The 23,973-nt window shown below is 73.3% G+C and carries 19 protein-coding genes; 13 read left to right on the forward strand and 6 right to left on the reverse strand.

From position 1 onward, the window contains the following. Positions 1–42: 42 nt before the first annotated feature. A complete protein-coding gene (locus tag G7063_RS06205; RefSeq protein ID WP_206188223.1) occupies positions 43–1,500 on the reverse strand; it encodes an NAD-dependent succinate-semialdehyde dehydrogenase in 1,458 nt (485 codons plus the stop codon). 58 nt (positions 1,501–1,558) lie between these two features. On the opposite strand from G7063_RS06205, the gene G7063_RS06210 reads away from it, so the two are divergent. Together G7063_RS06210 and G7063_RS06215 are read left to right on the forward strand one after the other, a co-directional pair. Beyond that, a complete protein-coding gene (locus G7063_RS06210) occupies positions 1,559–2,365 on the forward strand; it encodes a thymidylate synthase (protein WP_166413622.1) in 807 nt (268 codons plus the stop codon). Continuing rightward, positions 2,362–2,913 (forward strand): dihydrofolate reductase, encoded by a 552-nt coding sequence (locus tag G7063_RS06215; RefSeq protein WP_304610655.1) that lies wholly within the window; start codon positions 2,362–2,364, stop codon positions 2,911–2,913. The genes G7063_RS06210 and G7063_RS06215 overlap by 4 nt, the downstream gene beginning before the upstream one ends. 51 nt (positions 2,914–2,964) lie before the next feature. Here the strand turns inward: G7063_RS06215 and G7063_RS06220 are convergent, their stop codons facing one another. Continuing rightward, on the reverse strand, positions 2,965–3,822 hold the full coding sequence (locus G7063_RS06220; protein ID WP_166413623.1) for a polysaccharide deacetylase family protein: 858 nt from the start codon (positions 3,820–3,822) through the stop codon (positions 2,965–2,967). A gap of 121 nt (positions 3,823–3,943) precedes the next feature. On the opposite strand from G7063_RS06220, the gene dapA reads away from it, so the two are divergent. From dapA to G7063_RS06235, 3 genes are all read left to right on the forward strand, one after another. Beyond that, on the forward strand, positions 3,944–4,852 hold the full coding sequence (gene dapA, locus G7063_RS06225; protein WP_166413624.1) for a 4-hydroxy-tetrahydrodipicolinate synthase: 909 nt from the start codon (positions 3,944–3,946) through the stop codon (positions 4,850–4,852). 11 nt (positions 4,853–4,863) lie between these two features. Further along, positions 4,864–6,549 carry a ribonuclease J gene (locus tag G7063_RS06230; protein WP_166413625.1) on the forward strand — a complete coding sequence of 562 codons (1,686 nt, stop codon included), beginning with the start codon at positions 4,864–4,866 and terminating at the stop codon, positions 6,547–6,549. A gap of 123 nt (positions 6,550–6,672) precedes the next feature. Next, positions 6,673–9,477 carry a DNA translocase FtsK gene (locus tag G7063_RS06235; protein ID WP_166413626.1) on the forward strand — a complete coding sequence of 935 codons (2,805 nt, stop codon included), beginning with the start codon at positions 6,673–6,675 and terminating at the stop codon, positions 9,475–9,477. A gap of 69 nt (positions 9,478–9,546) precedes the next feature. Here the strand turns inward: G7063_RS06235 and G7063_RS06240 are convergent, their stop codons facing one another. Continuing rightward, entirely contained in the window at positions 9,547–10,851 is a 1,305-nt protein-coding gene (locus G7063_RS06240; RefSeq protein WP_206188248.1) for a CapA family protein, read from the reverse strand. 55 nt (positions 10,852–10,906) lie between these two features. Here G7063_RS06240 and pgsA point away from each other — a divergent pair, with 55 nt between their 5' ends. The 3 genes from pgsA to G7063_RS06255 all read left to right on the forward strand — a co-directional run bounded on the left by pgsA (position 10,907) and on the right by G7063_RS06255 (position 12,562). Beyond that, positions 10,907–11,500, forward strand: a complete 594-nt coding sequence (pgsA, locus tag G7063_RS06245; protein ID WP_240916208.1) for a CDP-diacylglycerol--glycerol-3-phosphate 3-phosphatidyltransferase — start codon at positions 10,907–10,909, stop codon at positions 11,498–11,500. Beyond that, positions 11,497–12,036, forward strand: coding sequence for a CinA family protein (locus tag G7063_RS06250; protein ID WP_166413627.1), 540 nt, complete (start codon positions 11,497–11,499; stop codon positions 12,034–12,036). Before pgsA ends, G7063_RS06250 begins: the two co-directional genes overlap by 4 nt. Before the next feature lie 202 nt (positions 12,037–12,238). Further along, complete coding sequence (locus tag G7063_RS06255; RefSeq protein ID WP_166413628.1) at positions 12,239–12,562, forward strand: helix-turn-helix domain-containing protein; 324 nt, start codon at positions 12,239–12,241, stop codon at positions 12,560–12,562. On the opposite strand, the gene G7063_RS06260 is transcribed toward G7063_RS06255, so the two are convergent. Both G7063_RS06260 and G7063_RS06265 read right to left on the reverse strand, forming a co-directional pair. After that, entirely contained in the window at positions 12,546–13,346 is an 801-nt protein-coding gene (locus tag G7063_RS06260) for a DNA-formamidopyrimidine glycosylase family protein (protein WP_166413629.1), read from the reverse strand. The genes G7063_RS06255 and G7063_RS06260 overlap by 17 nt on opposite strands. A gap of 21 nt (positions 13,347–13,367) precedes the next feature. Beyond that, positions 13,368–18,254 carry a DEAD/DEAH box helicase gene (locus tag G7063_RS06265; protein WP_166415230.1) on the reverse strand — a complete coding sequence of 1,629 codons (4,887 nt, stop codon included), beginning with the start codon at positions 18,252–18,254 and terminating at the stop codon, positions 13,368–13,370. 73 nt (positions 18,255–18,327) lie between these two features. Here G7063_RS06265 and G7063_RS06270 point away from each other — a divergent pair, with 73 nt between their 5' ends. The 4 genes from G7063_RS06270 to G7063_RS06285 all read left to right on the forward strand — a co-directional run bounded on the left by G7063_RS06270 (position 18,328) and on the right by G7063_RS06285 (position 22,350). Further along, positions 18,328–18,558, forward strand: a complete 231-nt coding sequence (locus tag G7063_RS06270) for a DUF3046 domain-containing protein (RefSeq protein WP_166413630.1) — start codon at positions 18,328–18,330, stop codon at positions 18,556–18,558. Positions 18,559–18,856: 298 nt separating this feature from the next. Further along, on the forward strand, positions 18,857–19,960 hold the full coding sequence (gene recA, locus G7063_RS06275; RefSeq protein ID WP_166413631.1) for a recombinase RecA: 1,104 nt from the start codon (positions 18,857–18,859) through the stop codon (positions 19,958–19,960). A 197-nt stretch (positions 19,961–20,157) separates the two neighbouring features. Beyond that, positions 20,158–20,694, forward strand: a complete 537-nt coding sequence (locus tag G7063_RS06280) for a regulatory protein RecX (protein WP_166413632.1) — start codon at positions 20,158–20,160, stop codon at positions 20,692–20,694. Between the two features lie 162 nt (positions 20,695–20,856). After that, a complete protein-coding gene (locus G7063_RS06285; protein ID WP_240916209.1) occupies positions 20,857–22,350 on the forward strand; it encodes an HD domain-containing protein in 1,494 nt (497 codons plus the stop codon). A gap of 14 nt (positions 22,351–22,364) precedes the next feature. Here the strand turns inward: G7063_RS06285 and G7063_RS06290 are convergent, their stop codons facing one another. Next, positions 22,365–23,144: an alpha/beta fold hydrolase gene (locus G7063_RS06290; RefSeq protein ID WP_166413633.1), complete on the reverse strand. Its 780-nt coding sequence runs from the start codon at positions 23,142–23,144 to the stop codon at positions 22,365–22,367. Positions 23,145–23,217: 73 nt separating this feature from the next. On the opposite strand from G7063_RS06290, the gene G7063_RS06295 reads away from it, so the two are divergent. Continuing rightward, positions 23,218–23,949 carry a YafY family protein gene (locus tag G7063_RS06295; protein ID WP_166413634.1) on the forward strand — a complete coding sequence of 244 codons (732 nt, stop codon included), beginning with the start codon at positions 23,218–23,220 and terminating at the stop codon, positions 23,947–23,949. Positions 23,950–23,973 lie beyond the last annotated feature (24 nt).

Here is a 23,973-nt window from a genome sequence, read left to right on the forward strand (position 1 = left end):
CGGGTGTGCACGATACGGACGCACGGACGTCCCGGATCCTGGTCAGAGCGCGACGTAGACGGTCTCGAGGTACTCCTCGAGACCTGCCTCGCCACCCTCGCGCCCGAGGCCTGACATCTTCACCCCGCCGAAGGGCGCGCTCGCGTCGGAGACCATGCCGCGGTTGAGTCCGATCATCCCTGCCTCGAGCTCGTCCGCGAGCCGCATCGCGGCGTGGAGGTCGCGCGTGTGGGCGTAGGCGACGAGGCCCGCGTCGGTGTCGTTCGCGAGCGTGATGCCCTCGTCGAGCGTGCCGAAGCGGGTGACGGGCGCGACGGGGCCGAAGATCTCCCCGCGCAGCACGGCGCTGTCGGCGGGGACGTCGGCGAGGATCGTCGGCGCGAAGAAGTGGCCCGGGCCGCCCGGGCGGTCGCCACCCGTTGTCACGCGCGCGCCGTCGGCGAGCGCGGCCGCGACGGTCTGCTCCATGCTGTCGGCGGCCGACGCCTCGATGAGCGGGCCGACCGTGACGCCGTCACGGGACCCGGGGCCGACGACGAGCCGCGCGAACGCGTCGGTGAGCCGGGCCGTGAGCTCGTCGGCGATGCCGTCCTGCGCGTAGATGCGGTTCGCCGCGACGCACGTCTGCCCCGAGTTCCGCATCTTCGCCTGGAGCAGGCTCGTCACAGCGAGGTCGAGGTCGGCGTCGTCGCACACGAGGAACGGCGCGTTGCCGCCGAGCTCCATCGACGTGCGCACGATGCCCTGGGCCGCGCCCGCGAGGAGCGTGCGGCCGACCTCGGTCGAGCCCGTGAACGAGAGCTTGCGCAGCCGGTGGTCGGCGAGGAGCGGATCGACGAGCGCGCTCGCGCTCGTGCCCGTGACGACGTTGAGGACGCCCGTCGGCAGGCCGTGCGCGGCGAGCGTCGTGCGTACGACCTCGGCGACGAGCAGCGTCGTCAGCGGGGTGAGGCGTGCGGGCTTGACGACGACGGTGCAGCCTGCGGCGAGCGCGGGCGCGACCTTGCGCGCGATCATCGCGAGGGGGAAGTTCCACGGCGTGACGAGCAGCGAGGGCCCGACGGGGCGCCGCGAGACGATCTGGCGGACGCCGCCCGCAGGGGCCGTGCGGACGAGGCCGTCGACACGCACCGCCTGCTCGGCGTACCAGCGGACGTAGTCGGCGCCGTAGTCGAGCTCGGCGCGCGACTCGGCGAGCGGCTTGCCGCCCTCGGACGTGATGAGTGCGGCAATCTCCTCACCGCGCGCGAGCAGCGTGCGGTGGACGTCGTGGAGGACGTCGGCGCGTGCCCGTGGGGACGTGGCGCGCCACGCGGGAGCGGCCTCGGCCGCGGCGTCGAGCGCCGCGAGCGCCGTCGCGCCGTCCGCGTCGGCGACCTCGGCGAGCACGTCGCCCGTCGCGGGGTCGTGCACCTCGAACGTGCTCGACGCCGGCAACCACGCGCCGCCGACGAGGGAACCGGTGGGGAGGTCGTGGGGGAGCTGCGTCGTCGGGGCCATGCGTCCATCATGCGCCGCGTCCGAGGACGGCGCAGGGTGATCCCGTAGGCTTCCCGGCATGACCCGGAGCCCGGATACCCAGTACGAGGATCTCCTGCGCGACGTGCTCGAGCACGGCACGCCCAAGGCTGACCGCACCGGCACTGGCACGCGCTCGGTCTTCGGCCGGCAGCTGCGCTGGGACCTCGCGCAGGGCTTCCCGCTCGTCACGACGAAGCGCGTCCACGTGCGCTCGGTCGTCGGCGAGCTCCTGTGGTTCCTCCGTGGCGACTCCAACGTGCGCTGGCTCCAGGAGCACGGCATCCGCATCTGGAACGAGTGGGCGGACGCCGACGGCGAGCTCGGCCCCGTCTACGGCGTCCAGTGGCGCTCATGGCCGACGCCCGACGGCGGGCACGTCGACCAGATCACCAAGGTCGTCGAGGACCTCCGGGCGAACCCTGACTCGCGACGCCACATCGTCTCGGCGTGGAACGTCGCAGAGCTCGACAGGATGGCGCTCGCGCCCTGCCACGCGTTCTTCCAGTTCTACGTCGCCGACGGCCGGCTCTCGTGCCAGCTCTACCAGCGCTCGGCAGACATGTTCCTCGGCGTGCCGTTCAACATCGCCTCCTACGCGCTGCTCACGCACATGGTCGCGCAGCAGGCGGGCTACGAGGTCGGCGACTTCGTGTGGACCGGCGGCGACGTCCACGTCTACGACAACCACCACGCGCAGGTGCGCGAGCAGCTGAGCCGCGAGCCGTTCGCGTTCCCGACGCTCGAGCTGCGCAAGGCCGCCTCGATCCTCGACTACGGCTTCGACGACGTCGTCGTCGAGGGCTACGCGCACCACCCGGCGATCTCCGCCCAGGTGGCGGTGTGAACGAGCGCCCGCCCGGCACGTGGCTCGGCATGATCTGGGCCCAGGACGCCGCGGGCGGCATCGGCATGGGGGGCGACCTTCCCTGGCACCTGCCCGAGGACCTCGCGTTCTTCCGCGAGCAGACTCGCGGGCACGCGGTCGTCATGGGTCGCAAGCAGTGGGAGTCGCTGCCGGACCGTGTCCGGCCCCTGCCGGGGCGCCGCAACATCGTCCTCACGCGCGACACCGGCTACGAGGCGCCGGGCGCGGAGATCGTCCCGACGCTCGCCGAGGCGCTCGAGCGCGTCGCGGGCGAGCGCGCGTGGATCATCGGCGGCGGGCAGGTGTACGCGCAGGCCATCGACCTCGCCGACGAGCTCGTCGTCACGATGATCGACGACGTCTACCAGGTCGACGTCCGGGCACCCGAGATCGGGGAGGGCTGGACGCTCGTCGCTCGCGAGCCGGGCACGGGCTGGACGACCGCTGCGAACGGCATGCGCTACGCCGTCGAGCGCTATGCCGTCGAGCGCTACGCCGCCGAACGCCACGAGCGCACCGGCGCCTGAGCCGGGGCCGCGCGCACGACCGGTCGTCGGGGCAGGCGGCGGCTCGGCCGGTCAGGCGTGCGCGGGTGCTGCGTCGTAGATCTCGCTCATCGTCACGAAGCGCATGCCGCGCTCCGTGAGCGTCCTCACGAGCCGCTCCACCGCGACGTAGAGCGACGGCGCAGGGGTGCCGCGGCCGTCGTGGCAGAGGATGACCATGCCCGGGCTCGCGGTCGCGAGGTCGCGGTCGACCTTCGCCTCGGCGCCGTCGGTCGGCAGGTGGTGCGACCACAGGGCCACGTCGTAGCCGAGCTCGGCCGCGGCGTAGAGCACGGGGGCGTCCATCCGCCCGTACGGCGGGCGCAGCCAGCGAGGCGTCGTGCCTGTCGCCCGGACGAGCGCGTCGTGCGTACGCCCGAGCACGTCGAGGCACTCGGCGGGCTCGAAGCGCGTGAGGTCGGTGTGGTCCCAGCCGTGCGAGCCGACCTCGTGGCCACCGTCGACGACCGCGCGGGCGACGTCCGGGTGCTCGAGCGCGGCCGAGCCGTGCTGGAAGAACGTCGCGCGGGCGTCGTGCCGCGCGAGGAGCTCGAGGACGGTCGGCGTCCACCGGGGGTCGGGCCCGTCGTCGAACGTCAGCGCGACGAACGGCTCGGCGCACCCCGTCCGCCACACGACGCGTGCACCGCACGCGGTCGTGCGGGTCTCCGGCCGAGGCGAGACGCGGTAGACGGGGGAGCGGTGGTCCTTCCGGGAGGCCTCGGCGACGGCGCCGCCCGCGGCGCCGAGCGCCCCGGCGACCGCCACGGTCGCGACGCCGCGCAGGACGGTCCGCCTGCCGGGGTGCACGTGCTCCCCGGCGGTCTCGTCGCTCCGGTGCGTAGCTGCGTCCGCGTCCACGCGCACGACGTCGTCGTTCCCCTGCCCCATAGGCCGCGATGCTACCAACCTCCACGGCTCGACGAGAGGAGGTCCGGACCTGGGCGCGTGCCGATGCCCGCAGAGCGTGCCCAGCAGCGCCCGGTGGTCGTGTCGCGATAGGTTGACCTCCATGACGCAGACCCCCGCGCGCCCGTTCGGCGCAGTGCTCACCGCGATGGTCACCCCGATGACGCCGGACGGCGCCGTCGACGTCGAGGCCGGGGTCTCGCTCGCGAAGCACCTCGTCGACCACGGTCACGACGGTCTCGTCATCAACGGCACGACGGGAGAGTCGCCCACGACCCACGCCCCCGAGAAGGCCGAGCTCGTCGCGGCCGTCGTCGAGGCCGTCGGCGACCGTGCGCGCATCGTCGCGGGCGCGAGCTCCAACGACACCGCCCACGCCATCCGCATGGCCGAGCAGTCCGCCGAGGCAGGCGCGCACGGCCTCCTCGTCGTCTCCCCGTACTACTCGCGCCCCTCCCAGGAGGGCGTCTACCGTCACGCGCTCGCGGTCGCCGAGGCCACGGACGTGCCCGTCATGCTCTACGACGTGCCCGGTCGCACCGGAGTGCGCTTCGCGCCCCTCACCATCGCGCGCCTGGCCGAGCACGACAACGTCGTCGCGATCAAGGATGCGACGGGCGACATCTACGGCGCGTCGAAGCTCATCGCGTCGACCGGCCTCGCCTGGTACTGCGGCGACGACGCCCTCTACCCGGCCTACCTCGCGTACGGCGCGAGCGGCATCGTCTCCGTCGTCGGCCACGTCGTGGGCGACCAGCTCGCCGAGATCACGCGCGCTTTCGACGAGGGCGACCACGCACGCGCCTGGTCCGTCTTCTCGACGATCACCGAGGCCATCGACGCCGTCAACGGCGCGGGCTTCCAGGCCGTCATGGCGAAGGCCGCGTGCGAGCTCCTGGGCCTCGTGCCCACCCGGAACCTCCGGCTGCCCCAGGTGGCAGCCACCGACGACGAGGTCGCCGTCGTCCGCGGTCACCTCGTGGCTGCGGGACTGCTCGACCCGTCCCACTGAAAGGCACCCCCATGAGCAACGCTCACCCCGAGCTGCCCGCACCCCCGCCGCTCCCCGCAGGCGGGCTGCGGGTCGTCCCGCTCGGCGGGCTCGGTGAGGTCGGACGCAACATGTCCGTCCTCGAGTTCGACGGCCGTCTCCTCGTCATCGACTGCGGCGTCCTCTTCCCCGAGGACCACCAGCCGGGCGTCGACCTCATCCTCCCGGACTTCGAGTACATCGCCGACCGTCTCGACGACATCGAGGCGATCATCCTCACGCACGGCCACGAGGACCACATCGGCGGTGTCCCGTACCTCCTGCGCATGCGCCGCGACATCCCCGTCGTCGGCTCGCAGCTCACGCTCGCGTTCATCGAGGCCAAGCTCAAGGAGCACCGGATCACCCCCGTGACCCTCGCGGTCAAGGAGGGGCAGACGGAGTCCATCGGCGTGTTCGACTGCGAGTTCATCGCGGTCAACCACTCGATCCCCGACGCGCTCGCCGTCGCCGTGACGACGCCGGCAGGCACCGTCCTCAACACGGGCGACTTCAAGATGGACCAGCTCCCGCTCGACGGTCGCATCACCGACCTGCGCGCGTTCGCGCGCCTCGGCGAGAAGGGCGTCGACCTCTTCATGGTCGACTCGACGAACGCCGAGGTCCCGGGCTTCGTCACGGGCGAGCAGGAGATCGGCCCCGTCCTCGAGGGTGTCTTCGACCAGTGCGACGGCCGCATCGTCGTCGCGTCCTTCGCCTCGCACGTCCACCGCGTGCAGCAGGTCCTCAACGCGGCGCACTCCCACGGCCGCAAGGTCGCGTTCGTCGGCCGTTCGATGGTCCGCAACATGGGGATCGCGTCCGAGCTCGGCTACCTCCACGTGCCCGACGGCCTGCTCGTCGACCTCAAGAAGGTCGACACGCTCCCGGACGACCAGGTCGTCCTCATGTGCACGGGCTCGCAGGGCGAACCGATGGCCGCGCTCAGCCGCATCGCCAACCGCGACCACAAGGTGTCCGTCGGCCCCGGCGACACGGTGATCCTCGCGTCCTCGCTCATCCCGGGCAACGAGTCCTCGGTGTTCCGCGTCATCAACGGCCTCACGCGCCTCGGTGCGCGCGTCGTGCACTCGGGCAACGCCAAGGTGCACGTCTCGGGCCACGCGAGCGCGGGCGAGCTCATCTACTGCTACAACATCCTGCGGCCGCGCAACGTCATGCCGATCCACGGCGAGGTGCGCCACCTCGTCGCCAACGGGGCGCTCGCCGTGCGCACGGGCGTCCCGCCCGAGCGTGTCGTGCTCGCCGAGGACGGGTTCGTCATCGACCTCGTCGACGGCAAGGCGTCGATCGTCGGTGCGGTGCCGTGCGGCTACGTGTACGTCGACGGTTCGAGCGTCGGCGAGCTCACGGACGCCGAGCTCAAGGACCGCCGGATCCTCGGCGAGGAGGGCTTCATCTCGATCTTCGCGGTCATCGACTCCTCGACCGGCAAGATCGTCGCGGGCCCCGAGATCCACGCGCGCGGGTTCGCCGAGGACGAGGCCGTGTTCGACTCGATCCTCCCGCAGCTCTCCGACTCCCTCGAGGAGGCGGCCGCGGGCGGGAACGTCGACACGCACCAGCTCCAGCAGGTCATGCGCCGGGTCGTCGGGCGGTTCGTCTCGAACCGTCTACGTCGCCGCCCCATGATCGTCCCGGTGGTCGTCGAGGCCTGACGGCTGCTGCTCGGCGAAGCCCCCGGACCGTACGGTCCGGGGGCTTCGCCGTACCCGGGTGTGTGACGTTCTCCGCCGTGCCGCTCCCGGGCTGTGTCGGTGGTGGTTGGTAGGTTCGGGACCATGGCGACACGTGGCTCCTCAGCACCCTCCGCGAAGCGCGGCTCGACGCCGGCGCGCAGCGCCGGCGCGCCGTCGCGCGGCTCGGGTGGCTCGGGCGGCGCACGGTCCGGCGGCTCGTCCTCAAGAGGCTCGTCCGCGAAGGGCTCGTCGTCGTCCAGGCGCATCCCGGACCCGGAGCCGACGCAGCCCGCGCTGCCGCTCCGCATGGCCAAGGGCGCCTGGATGGGCACCGCGCACCTCGTCGGCGGCGGCTTCCGCAGCGTCGGCCGCGGCGCGCGCGACCTCGACCCCGCGCACCGGCGCGACGGCGTCGCGCTGCTCCTGCTCGCGCTGACGATCATCGTCGCGGGCCGCGAGTGGTTCGGGCTCGAGGGCTACGTCATGGAGTGGGTGCACCTCGGTGTGGCGGGCCTGCTCGGCGTCGTCGGCGTCGTCCTGCCCGTCCTGCTCGGCTGGCTCGCCGTACGGTTCATGCGCGCCCCGCAGGAGGGCGCGGAGACGAGCCGCAAGGCCATCGGCATCACCGCGATCCTCGTCGCCGTGTGCGGCATCGTCGCCATCGCCTCCGGCCGTCCCGCACCGAAGGCCGGCTGGGAGGGTCTCCAGGAGGCCGGCGGCATCCTCGGCTACGCGGTCGGCAACTCGCTCGTCGCCGCGCTCAGCGCGTGGATCGCCGTGCCGGTGCTTCTCCTGCTCGCGTTCTTCGGGCTGCTCGTTCTCACAGCGACGCCCATCAACCAGATCGTCCCGCGCGTGCGCAGGCTGCTCCGGCTCGAGGTGGCCGAGGGCGAGGAGGCCGACGACGCGGGACCGCTCGAGCTCGCTGCGGGCGTCTCCCGCCACGACGGCTCCGACGAGATCGAGGCCGCGCCGCGCCGCCGACGCTTCGGACGACGCCGTGAGCCGGACGCGGACTCGACCCCCACCACGGCTCTCGCCGAGGGCGAGGGCGCACGTCCCTTCGAGTCCGCCGCGATGCGCGAGGGCGGACCCGGCGCGACCGACGCGACCGCGGTCCTCGGCCACGACGTCGTGCCCGACGTCCCCGCGCCGCCTGCTGCCTCCCCGACCGCGCCGACCGCGCCGACGGCACCCGCGAACGTCGCGGCGCACGTCCCTGCCCCCGAGCCGGAGGCGCCGCCGACGACCGCCGTGCCCCGCGGCGAGCAGCCCATGCTCGGCGGCGACATCGTCTACGTCCTGCCGGGGGAGGAGACTCTCCTCACCGGCCCGCCCCACAAGGTGCGCTCCGCCGCGAACGACCGCGTCGTCGAGTCCCTCACGAACGTCTTCGAGCAGTTCGGCATCGACGCGAAGGTCACGGGCTTCTCCCGCGGCCCGACGGTCACGCGCTACGAGGTCGAGCTCGGCCTCGGCACGAAGGTCGAGAAGATCACCAACCTCTCGAAGAACATCGCCTACGCCGTCGCGAGCGCGGACGTCCGCATCCTCTCGCCCATCCCCGGCAAGTCCGCGATCGGCATCGAGATCCCCAACGCCGACCGCGAGACCGTCGTCCTCGGCGACGTCCTGCGCTCCTCGGTCGCGCGCCGCACCGAGCACCCCATGGTCATCGGCATCGGCAAGGACGTCGAGGGCGGCTACGTCGTCGCGAACCTCGCCAAGATGCCGCACATCCTCGTCGCCGGCGCGACGGGCGCCGGCAAGTCGAGCTTCGTCAACTCGATGATCGTCTCGCTGCTCATGCGCGCGACCCCTGACCAGGTGCGCATGGTCCTCGTCGACCCCAAGCGCGTCGAGCTGACGATCTACGAGGGCATCCCGCACCTCATCACGCCCATCATCACGAGCCCCAAGAAGGCCGCGGAAGCCCTCGAGTGGGTCGTGCGAGAGATGGACGCGCGCTACGACGACCTCGCGATGTTCGGCTACAAGCACATCGACGACTTCAACGCGGCGGTCCGCGCGGGCAAGGTCACGCCTCTGCCTGGCTCGGAGCGCAAGATCGCGCCGTACCCGTACCTCCTCGTCGTCGTCGACGAGCTCGCGGACCTCATGATGGTCGCCCCGCGCGACGTCGAGGCCTCGATCCAGCGCATCACGCAGCTCGCGCGCGCCGCAGGCATCCACCTCGTCCTCGCGACACAGCGCCCGTCCGTCGACGTCGTCACTGGCCTCATCAAGGCCAACGTGCCCTCCCGCCTCGCGTTCGCGACGAGCTCCCTCACCGACTCCCGCGTCGTCCTCGACCAGCCCGGCGCCGAGAAGCTCATCGGTCAGGGTGACGCGCTCTTCATGCCCATGGGCGAGGCCAAGCCCGCGCGTGTCCAGGGCGCGTGGGTCGAGGAGAAGGAGATCGCGGCGGTCGTCGCGCACGTCAAGGAGCAGCTCAAGCCCGTCTACCGCGAGGACGTCACGGTCGCCGCGGCGAAGAAGCAGATCGACGACGACATCGGCGACGACCTCGACGTGCTGCTCCAGGCTGCCGAGCTCGTCATCACGTCGCAGTTCGGCTCGACGTCGATGCTCCAGCGCAAGCTGCGCGTCGGCTTCGCCAAGGCCGGACGCCTCATGGACCTGCTCGAGTCGCGCGAGATCGTCGGCCCGTCGGAAGGCTCGAAGGCGCGCGACGTGCTCGTCCAGCCCGAGGGCCTGCCGGCCGCGCTCGCGATGCTCCGTGGCGAGGACGCGCCCGCGACCGGCGAGCGGGCGTTCGACCAGGAGGCTCCCGTGGACCGCTACGCGGACGGCGTCGACTCGGGTCTTCCGCCCGTCGTCGAGGACTGGAACGACGGCGACGACGAGGACGGCTCCGAGGACGCCTGGTCGCTCACGGGACGCTGACGGTTCCTGGCGCTCGGCGACGGCAGCTACCGAGGCGGTGGGCCGTCGGTCGCCGTCGGGGACCGGCGCTCAGTCGTTCTGCGTCGCGCGCTTCTCGACCGTGACGGTCGCGGTCGCGATGGGCGCCTCGCGCAGCTCGGGGGCGGAGCCGTCGACCGCGCGTCGCACGTCCTCCTCGCGGGTCGCGAGTGCCGCCGCGGAGAGCTTGCCGACCTTGCCGTCGAGGTCCGCGAACGCATGGACGCGGTGACCGCCGAGACGGTCGACGGTGATGCCGACCCAGCTGACGCCCGTGACGCGGGCGGGGCCGCCGGCCGTGCGGTGGACCTTCGCGAGCATGAGGAGACCGTTGGCGGTCTGGGCGACGCAGCAGTTGCCGTCCTGGTTGGAGATCATGTTGCCGAGGCCGTAGCCGACCCACATGCCGGCGCCGTCCGGGCCGCCGTCGAGCTCCGCGAAAGGCTGCGGGACGTGCGCGTGGTGACCGATGAGCAGGTCGACCTGGCCCGAGCGCGCGAGCGCGTCGGCGAACTCCTTCTGGGCCTCGGTGGGGGCCGTGACGTACTCGGCGCCCGCGTGCATCGAGACGAGGACGAGGTCGGCGCCACGCTCACGCTCGGCGCGCGCGGACGCGATCATCGCGTCCGCGTCGAGCATCGTCACGGACCACGGCTTGTCGCCGTCGACCGGCATGCCGTTCGTGCCATAGGCCGCGGAGAGGTGCGCGACGACCGTCTTCTGACCCTCCGACTCGAGCACGTAGCGCTGGGCCGTCGCGGACTCGGCCTTCGTGCGGGCCGTGCCGGTGTGGCCGAGACCCTCGGCATCGAAGACGTCGAGCGTGCGTGCCAGGCCCGCGAACCCCTTGTCGACCGAGTGGTTCGACGCGGTCGAGCAGCCGTCCCAGCCCTGAGCAGCAAGGTCGCGCACGAGCGCGGGCGTCGTACCGAACATCGGGTAGCCGGAGACCTGCTTGCCCTCGGGAGCGACCGGGACCTCCATGTGGCACAGCGCGAGGTCCGCCCCCTGCACCCACGAGTCGAGGCCCGCGAGCAACGGCCTGAAGTCGTAGCCCGAACCCATGCGGGCGGACGCCATGACGGGCGAGTGCGGCAGGACGTCGCCCGCCGCGAGGATCGTGAGGTCGACGTCCGGGACCTGCGTGGGCGTCGGCGACGGCTCCGGGGAGGGTGAGGTGGCCGTCGGCGCCGGCGCGCCGGTCGTCGTCACCGGGACGTCGGCGTCCGTGCGGCCGTCGAGGAGGCCGGGTGCGACCAGCGCCGTGGCGACCCCCACGACCGCGACGGATGCCGCGACGGCGGCCCATCTCCGGGGGGCCGTCGCGTGGGCGGAGCGGTTCTGGGCATGGCGCATCACACAGGGGAGACTACCGCCCGCCGCGGTGGGTGCCAGCGCCTATCCTGTGAGGATGACGCAGAGCAACGTGAGCATGTGGCGCACGCAGTGGAACATCGCGAACGCGGTGACGGCGGCCCGCATCGCCATGGTCCCGTTCGTCGCGTGGGCGCTCCTCGTCGACGGCGGTGGCTCGACGCTCTGGCGGTCGGTCGCGACCGTCCTCTTCGTCGTCGCGGCTGCGACCGACAAGGTCGACGGCCACCTCGCACGCAGCCGGGGCCTCGTCACCGACCTCGGCAAGCTTCTCGACCCGATCGCCGACAAGGCGCTCATCGGTACCGCGCTCGTCGGGCTCTCGCTGCTCGGCGAGCTGTGGTGGTGGGTGACCATCCTCATCCTCGTGCGCGAGCTCGGCATCACGGTCATGCGCCTGCTCGTCATGGACCGGTTCGTGCTCGCCGCGTCGCGCGGCGGCAAGCTTAAGACCGTCCTGCAGTCGGTCGCCCTCGCGATCCTCCTCCTGCCGCGCGGTGTCCTGCCGGAGCTCGTCCACACCGCGGGATACGCGGTCATGGGCCTCGCGGTCGCCGTCACGCTCGTCACGGGCGTCGACTACGTCGTCCGCACCCTGCGCAACCCCGTCGTGCGCGACGGCCACGCGTGACGAAACCTGTCGAGCAGGAACCCGGCGCGACGGACCCCCTCGCGCTCGAACACCTTGCGCCGGACCTCGTCGCGGCGGCCGGAGCCGTGCTTGCCGCGGCACGCGAGCGGGGCCTCACCGTCGCGGTCGCGGAGTCGCTCACGGGCGGCCTCGTGTGCAGCGCCCTCGTCACCCCGGCGGGGGCCTCGGACGTCGTCCGCGGCGGGATCGTGGCGTACGCGACCGACGTCAAGGCGTCCGTCCTCGGCGTCGACCGGGCGCTCCTCGCGACGTGCGGGCCCGTCGACCCGGAGGTCGTGCGCCAGATGGCGCTCGGCGTGGCGCGCGTGCTCGGCGCACGGTGCGGCGTCGCGACGACGGGCGTCGCGGGCCCCGGCCCACAGGACGGGGTCCCCGCAGGTCGGGTCCACGTCGCGGCGTCGCTCGACGGCCTCGTCCGTGAGCGCCGGCTCGACCTGCCGGGCGACCGCACGGAGATCCGCGCCCGGGCGACGGCCGCCGCGCTCGAGATGCTTCACGAGATCGTCACCGGGTGAGTCCCGGCACATCGGGAACACTCGCGGCCCTGCGGTAGTTGGACAGGACATGGACACGACGACCAGGACAGCCACGATCGCCACGAAGGGGCCGTCTCGCGCTGCGCGCGGACCGGCCGGACGTCGCGAGGCTGTCCGTGGGACGTTGTATCCTCACCAGACCGTGACGCAGCGGAGTGGAACGACGGAGAGGGGGCGCCAGATGATCGTCCTGCGACGAGAGATCGGTGATGTCCTGCGTGACGCGCGCCAGCGGCAGGGTCGTACCCTGCGCGAGGTGTCGTCCGCGGCACGTGTGTCGCTCGGCTACCTCAGCGAGGTCGAGCGTGGCCAGAAGGAAGCCTCCTCGGAGCTGCTCGGTTCGATCTGCGAGGCGCTCGACGTCCCGCTGTCGACCGTGCTGCGCGAGGTGAGCGACCGGGTTGCGGTCGCCGAGGGTCTGTTCGTCCCGGACACGGTCCCGGACGACTTCGCGACCGCGGTGGGCCGGATCCCGGCCCGGCGGGAGCTCACACCGATCGGCTGACACCTGGCTGCGGTGCCTGGCACCGCGGGCAGTAGAAGATCGGACGTTCGAAGGGCGGCCTGCGTGCCTGTCCCACCGCGATCGCGGTGCGGCAGCGCACGCACGGCCGCCCGACGCGTCCGTGGGCCCGGGCGTCGAGCGCGCCGAGCCCGTGCGCGACGACGCGCGCCATGCGCGTGCGCGCGGTGAGGAGCAGCGCGGCAAGCTCGTCCGGACCGAGGGTGCCGACGGTCCGCCACGGGTCGGTGCGACGTGCGAAGAGCGACTCGGCCGCGTAGATCGTGCCGATGCCCGCGACGCGACGCTGGTCGAGGAGAGCCTCCGCGACGCTCACCCCCGGGCCGTCGCCCGCGTCGCGCAGCCGCAGCGCCGCCGCGGGGACGTCGAGGTCGTCCGCGAGGAGGTCGGGCCCGAGGTGCCCGAGCAGGCGGCCCTCGTCGCGCGTCCGGACGACGTGGAGCATGCCGAGGTTCTCGCCGAGCGCTGTCCACCGTGCTGAGGCGAGCACGGCCCTGACGTGCGGCGCCCTGCCCGACGCCTCGGGCGTCCCCGTGCGCGCGACGTACCAGCGGCCCTCCATACGCAGGTGAGCATGGACCGTCCAGCCGTCCGTCGTGCGCACGAGCAGGTTCTTGCCGTACGCGGTGACCTCGGTGACCTCGCGGCCCGTGAGGTCGACGTCGCCCAGGTCGGCCCAGCGGAGCTCGGCTCGCACGAGGACCGCGCCGCGCAGCGCGGCGTCGAGGCGCGCGGCCGTGAGCCGCAGGACGTCACCCTCGGGCACGGATGCCTCCCTGCGACGGCGTCATGGCCGGACCGCTCCGCGGACGCGCAGGCCCCGCGGCGTGAGTGCGAAGCCCGCGCCCGTGAGCGCCTCGACGACCGGCCCGCCGAGCCCGAACACCTCGGTGCCGTCGACGTGTCGCACCGTCATGCGCCCGAGGTAGCCCGTCGCGGCGGAGGCGGCGAGCGCGTGCGCCGCGCGCCCGAGCAGACCTGCGTCGTCGGTGAACGACAGCAGCGTGCGCCCGCCGCGCTCGACGTAGAGGGCGAGCACGCCGTCGACGAGGACGACCGCGGCGCCCGCCTTGCGCCCGGGGCGGTGGCGCACCTCGGTCGTGCTTGCAGGCCAGACGAGCGCGGCCCCGTACGGGTTGGCAGGGTCGCACGCCGCGAGGACGATGCCGGGTTCGACCGCCGCACCGTCGCGGACCGAGGCCTCGGCCGGCGCACCCGCGGTCCGCCGCTCGACAGCACGCGCGTCGTCCCGCAGCACGTCAACCGCACCGGGCACAGCGAACTGCGAGCCGCCGAGGTGCTCGACGAAGTAGCCGCGACGGACCTGCCCTGCGGCCTCGAGCGCCGTGAGCACCTTGTAGAGGTCGGGGTAGCGTCCGACGACCTGCTCAGCGGGCGCGAGCGCGCGCGTGACGATGCCGTGCCGGTCGAGCAGCACCATGGCGAGCGCGTGCGCGCGCACCGTCGGGTCGGGCTCGACGGTGGGCAGGAGCGACCAGCGGCCACCGCCGTGGAGCACCTCGGACGACGGCGGGCGCGAGAGCGCCGCGAGCCCGAAGCGTCCGCGCGGACGGTGGACCGGCCGAGCCGGGGTGCGTGGGGCGCGCGAGGACGCGCCGAGGAGAGCCCGCAGCGGGCCGAGCGAGTCGTTCGTCGCGCGCCCCGTCCACACGAGGTGCCACAGTGCCTCCCGGACCGCCTCGGAGGGATCGTCCCCGAGCGCGGCCCGGTCGTCCGCGTCCTCGGCCGCGAGGCGGGCGCGGTCGACGACCCGGTCGAGGAAGTGTGCACCCGAGCCGTCGAGCGCGGTGAGGACGTAGGCCGTCGCGGCCGGACCGGGAACGTCGGACGGCACGGGCAGCGTGAGCGGCGCGGTGTCCGCGAGGTGGAGGCTCACGATGCCGTCGCCCGCGCCCTTGCCGGGTGCGGAGAGCGGCGCGTGCCCGGCCCACAGCACCTCGCCGCTCGTCGTGAGCGCGTCGAGCAGGGCGGGGGAGTAGTCGACGACCCGGCCGGGAAGGATCCGCTGCTCGAGGTCCGAGGCCGGCACGGGCGCGCCTGCGAGCTGCTCGATCGCGCGCAGCAGCCCGGCGCGGCCGCGCAGGTCGCCGATCCGCTGCCAGCGCGGCAGGAACAGCCCGAGCGCCGCCGCGGGCGCGGGCTCGACCTCGGCACGCAGCAGCGCGAGCGACCTCCTGCGCAGCCGTCGCACGACGTCACGGTCCGCGTACTCCGCGCCCGTGCCGCCGAGCACTGCCGGCAGCATGCGGCCGCGGACGAGCTCCCCCGCCGCGACGAGCCGGTCGAGGATCTCCCTCACGACGGCGACGGGCAGGCCGTAGCGCGCCGCGACGTCGTCCGCGGGGAACGGCACGTGCGTGCGGGCGTGCCGCCGCACGAGGTCACCGAGCGGATCGTCGACGGGTGCCAGGAGCGCGTCGGGCAGCCCGACCGGGAGCGCTGCGCCGAGCGCGTCCCGCACGCGGGCCGCGTCCTCGACGGCGAGCCACCGTTCGGCGTCGTCAGCTGCGGTCGCGTGCGCGAGACCTGGCAGCCGCACGACGGCGACCTGGCGTGACGACCGGAGCGTCGCGAGCCATTCGGCGACGTCCGCGCCGTCCTCCGACCGCGCGACGAGCTCCGCGAGCGACGACGGCCCGCGGCGCCGCAGCAGGTCGAGCAGCCCCTCGTGCCCGCGTGCGCGGCGCTCCGGGGCGAGCCCGTCGAGCTCGGCCGCGACCTGCTCGACGGCCGTCGGGTCGAGGAGGTCCGCGAGCTGGGCGCCCGACGAGCCTCCGAGCAGCTCGTCGAGCAGGGTCGGGTCGAGCGCGAGCGTCGCGGCCCGCTGCTCGGCGAGCGGCGCGTCGGCGCCATAGAGGTTCTGCGCGGTGTAGCCGAGCAGGAGGGAGCGGGCGAACGGCGAGGGCTGCGTCGTGTCGACGTGGACGACGTCGATGCGCCCCGCGGCGACGTCCGCCATGAGCGTCGTGAGCGACTCGACGTCGAAGTCGTCCTGGAGGCACTCGCGCGCGGCCTCGTGGACGATCGGGAACTCGGGGTAGCCCGCCGCGACCTCGAGCAGCTGCGCGGAGCGCTGCCGCTGCTGCCACAGGGGCTGCCGACGGTCGGGCGAGCGCCTGGGCAGCAGGAGCGCACGCGCCGCGGCCTCGCGGAAGCGTGCCGCGAAGTGCGCCGAGCCGGTGAGCGCGTCGCGCACCTGCCCCGCGACGTCGGCGGGGTCCGTGAAGAGCTCGTCGGCGACCTCGGGCGCAGCGCCGTCCGTGAGGACTCCTGACCACGTGCCGTCGGCCCCGACGCCGTCGAGCCCGATGTCGGGCAGGCGCAGGACGATGCCGTCGTCCGCGTGCATGGCCGCGACGTCGACCCCGTAACGCTCGCGGAGCCGGGCGCCGAGCAGGAGCGCCCACGGCGCGTGGATGCGCGCCCCGAAGGGGCTGTGGACGACGACGCGCCAGTCGCCGATCTCGTCACGGAAGCGCTCGACGACGATCGTGCGGTCGTCCGGCACGACGCCCGTCGCGGCGTGCTGCTCACGCAGGTGCCCGACGACGTTGCCGGCCGCCCACGGGTCGAGCCCCTCCTCCGCGAGGTGCGCGAGCGCCGACTCCGTGCGGGCCGGGGCCACGGGGATGACTCGCGCGACCGTCGTGCGCGTCCACGCGCCGATCGCGCGCCCGAGCTCTGCGGGACGCGCGGGGGAGTCTCCCTTCCAGAACGGCATGCGGCCCGGCAGGCCGGGCGCGGGCGTCACGAGGACGCGGTCGGGGGTGATCTCGTCGATGCGCCACGTCGTCGAGCCGAGCGTGATCGTGTCGCCGACGCGTGACTCGTACACCATCTCCTCGTCGAGCTCGCCGACGCGGCGTCCACCGCGCGAGCGGGGCGTCGTGTCGGCGCGCACCTCGTCCGTGGCGCCGGCGGGCGCAGATGCCGCGAGGAAGACGCCGTAGAGCCCGCGGTCGGGGATCGTGCCGCCGCTCGTCACCGCGAGCCGCTGAGCGCCCGGTCGCGCCTGGAGGACGTCCCGCCCGCGGTCCCAGGTGAGCCGTGCGCGGAGCTCGCCGAACGCCTCCGACGGGTAGCGGCCCGTGAGCATGTCGAGGACCCCGCGCAGCGCCGAGCCCGGCAGCTGTGCGAACGGCGCGGCGCGGCGCACGGTCGCCTCGAGCTCGTCGAGGGGCCAGTCCTCGAGCGCGACCATCGCGACGATCTGCTGCGCGAGGACGTCGAGCGGGTTGCGCACGAGCCGCAACGGTTCGAGCTCGCCCGCCCGCATGCGTGCGGCCGTCACGGCGGCCGGCACGAGGTCGCCCGTGTGCGTCGGCACCAGGACGCCGTGGCTCGGCACCCCGACGGCATGGCCCGCGCGCCCGACGCGCTGGAGGCCTGACGCGACCGAGGGCGGGGAGCCGACGAGGACGACGAGGTCGACGCTGCCCATGTCGATGCCGAGCTCGAGAGAGCTCGTCGCGACGACGACGGGCAGACGGCCGGCCTTGAGCTCGCCCTCCGTGAACGAGCGCTCGGCACGGGACATCGAACCGTGGTGCGCACGCGCGAAGACCCCGTCGACCCCCGCTGACGTTCCTGCCTGACCAGGGACGGCCGCGGGCTGCGACGCGCCCGTGTCGGGCACGTCGAGCCCCTGGCGTCGTGCCCAGATCTCGTTGAGACGCGAGGTGAGGCGCTCGGCACCCCGTCGGGAGTTCGTGAAGACGATCGTCGAGCGGCTCGTCGTGGCAAGGTCGACGATGCGTTCCTCGACGTGGGGCCACACCGATGCGCGCGCGAGCGGCGACGTCGCGGCGCCCGTGAGGTCGGGGCCGTCGTCGGCTGCCTCGGCACCGGGCAGCGGCGTCGCTCCGATGTCAGTGAGGTCCTCGACGGGCACGACGATCTCGAGGTCGACCTGGCGCCGTGCGGGTGGCTCGACGACGACGACCGGACGGCCTCCGTCGGCTGTCGTGCGGTGACCTGCGAGGAGCTCTGCGACGACGGACGTGGGGCGGGCGGTCGCCGAGAGACCGATGCGTTGCGCGGGCGAGTCCAGAAGGAGGTCGAGCCGCTCGAGGGAGAGCGCGAGGTGGGCGCCGCGCTTGGTGCCCGCGACGGCGTGGATCTCGTCGACGACGACCGTGCCGACCTCTCGCAGCCCCTCGCGTGCGGACGAGGTGAGCATGAGGAAGAGCGACTCGGGCGTCGTGATGAGGATGTCGGGCGGATGCACCGCGAGCCGGCGTCGCTCGGAGGGCGTGGTGTCACCCGTCCTGGTGCCGACGGTGACGGGCGGCAGCGACGTGCCGGCCGCCGCCGCCGCGTTGCGGATGCCCGTGAGCGGGCTCGCGAGGTTGCGCTCGACGTCCGCTGCGAGAGCCTTGAGCGGCGAGACGTAGAGGATGCGGTCCGTCCGCGGTCCGTCCGACGACGCGTCGCGCGCGAGGATGCGGTCGATCGCCCAGAGGAACGCCGCGAGCGTCTTGCCCGAGCCTGTCGGTGCGATGACGAGGGCGTGGGATCCGCCCCGGATCGCGGACCAGGCCTCCGTCTGGACCTGCGTCGGCGCGGCGAACGCGCCACCGAACCAGGCGCGCGTGGGCGCGCCGAACCCGGCGAGCAGGTCGGTGGTCCGGGGAGTGGGTGTCACGGGGACCATTGTGGCGCGGACCACCGACATTCGGCGTGGGACGTGCGCGAACGGGGCGACGACGGCGTGGCACCCTGGGGGCGTGAGGTATCGCGAGTTCTGGGACCTGGTCGATGACGTCTTCGGGCGCGCCTACGGGCGGTCGATCGCGGGGGACCAGGTGCTCGAGGAGCTGGGCGGCCGCACCGCCGCGCGTTCGATCGAGGACGGCGTCGAGCCGCGTCTCGTGTGGCACGCCCTGTGCGACGCCATGCAGGTGCCTGACGCCGAGCGCTGGGGGAGCGACCCGCACCGGCAGGCTCCGCCGCGCTGAGTCCGGAGGTCTGCTGCCTGCCGCGCACGCACCGGCTGGTGCCGGACGCGCCGACCCTCGGCCCCCCGGGGCGTTCCGGACCTGCGGCGACACGCAGCCGCGCGACACGCCGGAGCAGCACGTTCGACGGTCGAACATGTGTTCGGTACTGTTGACCACAGAGGTCGACGGCGGCCGGGCGGTCCACGTCCTCGCAGCGATCGCACGTGAATGTCGGTGGGTCGTCCTAGTGTCGGGCCCATCAAGATCGCAGAGCTTCTCCGGCGGCACGCGCCGCCCCGAACGACAGAGGTGAACCATGGCAGCATCCGCGGACCGCGAGAAGGCGCTCGAGGCAGCGCTCAGCCAGATCGACCGCCAGTTCGGCAAGGGCTCGATCATGCGTCTCGGTGACGACGACCGCCCCGCGGTCGAGGTCGTCCCGACGGGATCGATCGCGCTCGACGTCGCGCTCGGCATCGGAGGCCTGCCTCGTGGGCGCATCGTCGAGATCTACGGCCCCGAGTCGAGCGGCAAGACGACAGTCGCGCTCCACGCGGTCGCCAACGCGCAGCGCCAGGGCGGCATCGCTGCGTTCATCGACGCCGAGCACGCGCTCGACCCGGAGTACGCGAAGAAGCTCGGCGTCGACACGGACGCGCTCCTCGTCTCCCAGCCGGACACCGGCGAGCAGGCGCTCGAGATCATGGACATGCTCGTCCGCTCGGGCGCGATCGACATCATCGTCGTCGACTCGGTCGCCGCGCTCGTGCCCAAGGCGGAGATCGAGGGCGAGATGGGTGACAGCCACGTCGGTCTCCAGGCCCGCCTCATGTCGCAGGCGCTCCGCAAGCTCACGGGCGCCCTGTCCTCGACGGGCACGACCGCGATCTTCATCAATCAGCTTCGCGAGAAGATCGGTGTGTTCTTCGGCTCACCGGAGACGACGACGGGTGGTAAGGCGCTGAAGTTCTACGCGTCGGTCCGCATGGACATCCGCCGCATCGAGACCCTCAAGGAGGGTACGGACGCGGTCGGTAACCGCACGCGCGTCAAGGTCGTCAAGAACAAGATGGCCCCGCCCTTCAAGCAGGCGGAGTTCGACATCCTCTACGGTGTCGGCATCTCGCGCGAGGGAAGCCTCATCGACCTCGGCGTCGAGCACGGCATCGTCCGCAAGTCCGGCTCCTGGTACACCTACGAGGGCGACCAGCTCGGCCAGGGCAAGGAGAACTCGCGGGGCTTCCTCCGCGACAACCCCGAGCTCGCTGCTGAGATCGAGCGCCGCATCAAGGAGAAGCTGGGCATCATCCCGCCGTCCGAGGCCCCTGCCGAGGGCGTCGCGGGGGCAGACCCCGAGGCCCCTGCTGCCGAGGCGGCCCCGAAGAAGGGCCGGGCCAAGGCCGCGAAGGTCGACTTCTGACCCGCGAGCCTGTGACGGGCACGTCCGGCGACGGGTCAGCGCCCGCACCCGGGACCACGCCCCGGACCCGCCGGTCCGGCGCCGTGACGATCGACGCCCTCAGGGCAGCGATCGCCGCGGTGCCGGCCGGCGGGACCCCGGAACCTGCCGCTCCGCGACGGGCGCCGCGTCTGCGGCGGACGGAGCGTGGTGCGCCGATGGACGAGCGCGGGGTCTCGCAGCCTGCGCCGACCGACCTCGAGGTCGAGGACGCGGCCCGGGAGTATCTTCTGCGGTCGCTCACGGCGTCGGCGCGGTCACGTCAGCAGCTGGCGGCCGGGCTGGCCTCGCGCGATGTCCCCGAGGACGTCGCCGAGAGGCTGCTCGACCGCTTCACCGACGTCGGTCTCATCGACGACGCGGCGCTCGCGCAGGCGATCGTGCGGACACGGAGCCAGGAGTCGGGCGCCGCACGCCGGCGCATCGCGACGGAGCTGCGACGCAAGGGCATCGCGGCGGACGTCGCGGAGGAGGCGCTCATCCAGGTCGACGATGAGGACGAGCGGCGGTCGGCATTCGACCTCGCCCGCGTGCGCGCCCGTCGGCTCGTGGGGCTCGAGCGGGACGTCGCGCTGCGACGGCTCGTCGGTTTCCTCGGCCGGAAGGGCTATCCGCCCACGCTCTGCCTCGACGCCGCGCGTGCGGGCCTCGAGGGTGCGCTCGACGATTCGACAGAGACCGACCGGTCCGACTGACCCGCCCGTGGGTGCCGTGACCTCGTGCGTTTCAGTGACGTCGGTCGCACGAGGCTCTCTGCGGGACGTTCGTCAGGCGGAACGATCGTGCGCTCCGCTACGTTCACCCGTGAGGATGGACGCCACCGTGTCCGACGATGTCCGCCCAGGGGAGGAGCTGACGTGATCGAGGACTGGCCCGCGCTTCTGCTCGTGCTCGTGCTGCTGCTCGCGTGTCTCGTCGCGCTCGTCCTCGTGCTCGTCGCGCGTCGCGAGGCCGCCGCGGTGCGCGCCCAGGCCCGCGAGGACGTCGCCTCGCTCAAGGACGAGATTCAGTCCCGGGCCGTCGAGGCCGACCGGCGGACAGTGCGGCTCGACGACGAACGCTCGCGGCTCGAGTCTGACCGCGCCCGACTCGCCGATGCGAGCGCGCGGGTCGAACAGCTCGTGGCACGCCTCGACACCCGCACCGAGACCCTCCGCGTCCAGGAGTCGGAGCTTGCAGCGCAGCGCGCAGCGCACGAGGCTCGCGTGGCCGAGGACCTCGCCCAGCTCGCCGGCACGACCGTCGCCGACGCGCGGGCACGCCTCGCCGACGCCCTCGCCGACCAGGCAGCTCGTGACGTCGAGTCGCGTCTGCGCAGGAGCGAACGTCGACTGCGCACGGAGTCCGCAGCGCGCGCGAGAGAGATCCTCACGACCGCCGTCGAGAGGCTCGCGGTCCCGACCTCGAGCCAGCTCTCCGTCACCGTCGTCCCGTTGCCCTCGCCCGACCTCAAGGGCCCGATCATCGGCCGCGACGGACGCAACATCAAGGCGTTCGAGGCGCTCACGGGCGTCAACCTCATCGTCGACGAGTCCGACGACCACGTGCAGCTCTCGAGCTTCGACGCCGAGCGTCGTGAGATCGCGCAGCAGAGCCTCGAGCGCATGCTCGCGGACGGAAGGATCAACCTCGAGCGCATGGAGCGGGTCGTCGCGACCGTGACGGCTGAGGCCGCCGAACGCAGCCGTGACTCCGCACGGTCTGCGATCGACGAGGCCCGTATCCGGCCGCTCCACCCCGACCTCGAGGAGCACATCGGCAGGCTGCGCCTCCGTACGTCCTACGGCCAGGTCGTCCAGCAGCACCTCGTCGAGAGCGCGCTGCTCGCGAGGACCATCGCCGCCGAGATCGGAGCTGACGCCGAGGTTGCCGCGCGCGCCGCCTTCCTCCACGACGTCGGCAAGGCCGTGCCCTCGGGCGAGCGGGGATCCCACGCCCGCGCAGGCGCAGAGCTCGCGGCACGGTGCGGGGAGAGCGACGTCGTCGTCAACGCGATCGCCGCCCACCACGGCGAGGTCGAGGCCGAGTCCGTCGAGGCCGTCGTCGTGCAGATCGCCGACGCCATCTCCGCGTCGCGACCCGGCGCGCGGCGCGAGGACGCCGAGACGCACGTCGAACGGCTCGAGGCACTCGAACGCGCCGTGGCCGCCCACCCCGGCGTCGCACGCGCCCTCGCACTCTCCTCGGGCCACGACGTCCGCGTCGTCGTCGAGCCCGACGTCGTCGGCGACGACGAGCTCACGTCGCTCGCCGAGCGGATCGCGTCGGCGATCTCCGAGACCCAGGCGGTGCCGGGCGAGGTGCGGGTCACCGTCGTCCGCGAGCTCCGGGCGACCGCGACGGCCGGCTGACTTCGCCCGGCGGGTCAGCCCACCCGGGCGGCCTCGGCCGCGATGATCTCCGCGAGCTCGCGCGGGCGGCTCCACATGGGCCAGTGACCCGTCGGTAGGTCGACGACATCGACCTGTTCGAGCAGCGCGACCTCGGCGAACATCGGGTGGCCCGCAGCCGCAAGCTCACGCACCTGAGAGCCAGGGATCGAGCAGCACACGAGCGTGGTCGGCACCGCGCGGCGCGCATCGTGGGTGAGCGTCACCGCCGCACGCACCACGCCTCCCGGCTCGGGCACGGCGCGGGCACGGAATCTCGCGAGCATCGCGGCGTCCAACCCTTCGATGCTCGCACCTTGGGCCAGCACGTCGAACGGCGGCAGCTCGAGCGCGGCGTCGACCCCGTCGGGGACCTCGCCCGCACCCGGCTCGCGCGGCTCCTCGGCGCTCCCGGGCTCCTCGGCCTGCCCGGGTGCCAGGGGCCCCGAGTCGACCCAGACGACGCGTGCGACGAGCGTGGGGTGCCGGTCGAGCAGGAGGCTCACGGGCGCGTTCGCACCGCTGTGCGCGACGAGGACGGCCGGCTGCGCCTCGGTGACGCCGTGCAGCGCGAGAAGGTCGAGGAGCGCGAACACCTGCCCCTCGAGGGTTGCCTCGCTCCGCCGAGGATCGTCGGGGTCGAGGCCAGGCAGGGTCACCGGGACGGTGCCAGGGTGGTGCGGGAGAAGGTGCTCGATGACCTCGTCCCATGCCCATGCCCCGAGCCAGTAGCCGGGGACGAGAAGGATGGTCGGACGGTGCGTCGTGGTGGTCATGGTACGACCGTCGCACGCCACCCGGACAGCGGTGTGTCACGATCTCTGTCATGAATCTGTCGCGGGGTGCCCGGTGAGACGCGCAGAGCGCCTCCATGCCCTCACCGAGCTTCTCCGCAGGCGCGGCGCACGCGGCTGCACGGCCGCGCAGATCGCGGCCGAGTTCGGGGTCTCGGAACGTACCGTCAAGCGTGACCTCGACGCGCTCGAGGCGAGCGGTGCGCCGGTGTGGTCGCGCCGAGGGCCGGGTGGCGGCTACGGCCTGGCGGCAGGGACGTCCCTTCTGCCGGTCACCCTGTCCCCGGCGCAGGCGGTCGCCCTCATGGCTGCCGTCTCTGCGTCGCGTGACGCGCCCTATGCCGATCTCGCCGCTGCCGGGATCGAAAAGATCGTCGACGTCCTCGATCCGCGCACGCGGGCCCGGGCGCTCGACCTCGCTGGCCGCGTGTGGGTCGACTCGCCGTCGTCCCGCGCGTCACGCCGTGTGTGGTCCGCGCTCGAGGAGGCGATGGCCTCCCAGCGCGTCGTGCGGATCCGCTACACCTCCGGCAAGGGTTCGACGACGTTCCGCGACGTCGAGCCGGTGCTCCTCGCTCGGCGCGGCGGTGCGTGGTACCTCGTGGGTTGGTGCCGGCTGCGCGACGCGATGCGATGGTTCGCCGTGGAGCGGGTCGAGCGTGCCGACGTCACGACAGTTCCGTGCAGCGGGCACACGGTCGACGAGGTCGGAGAGCCGCCGACGGACTCCCGACCCGTGCACGGCAGCGTCCGCGTCGTCCCGGACGGGACGACGCGGACGGCGTGACAGCGGCGCGCACGGGCGCCAGAT

The sequence above is a fragment of the Sanguibacter sp. HDW7 genome, assembly GCF_011300875.1.
Classification (GTDB): Bacteria; Actinomycetota; Actinomycetes; order Actinomycetales; family Cellulomonadaceae; genus Flavimobilis.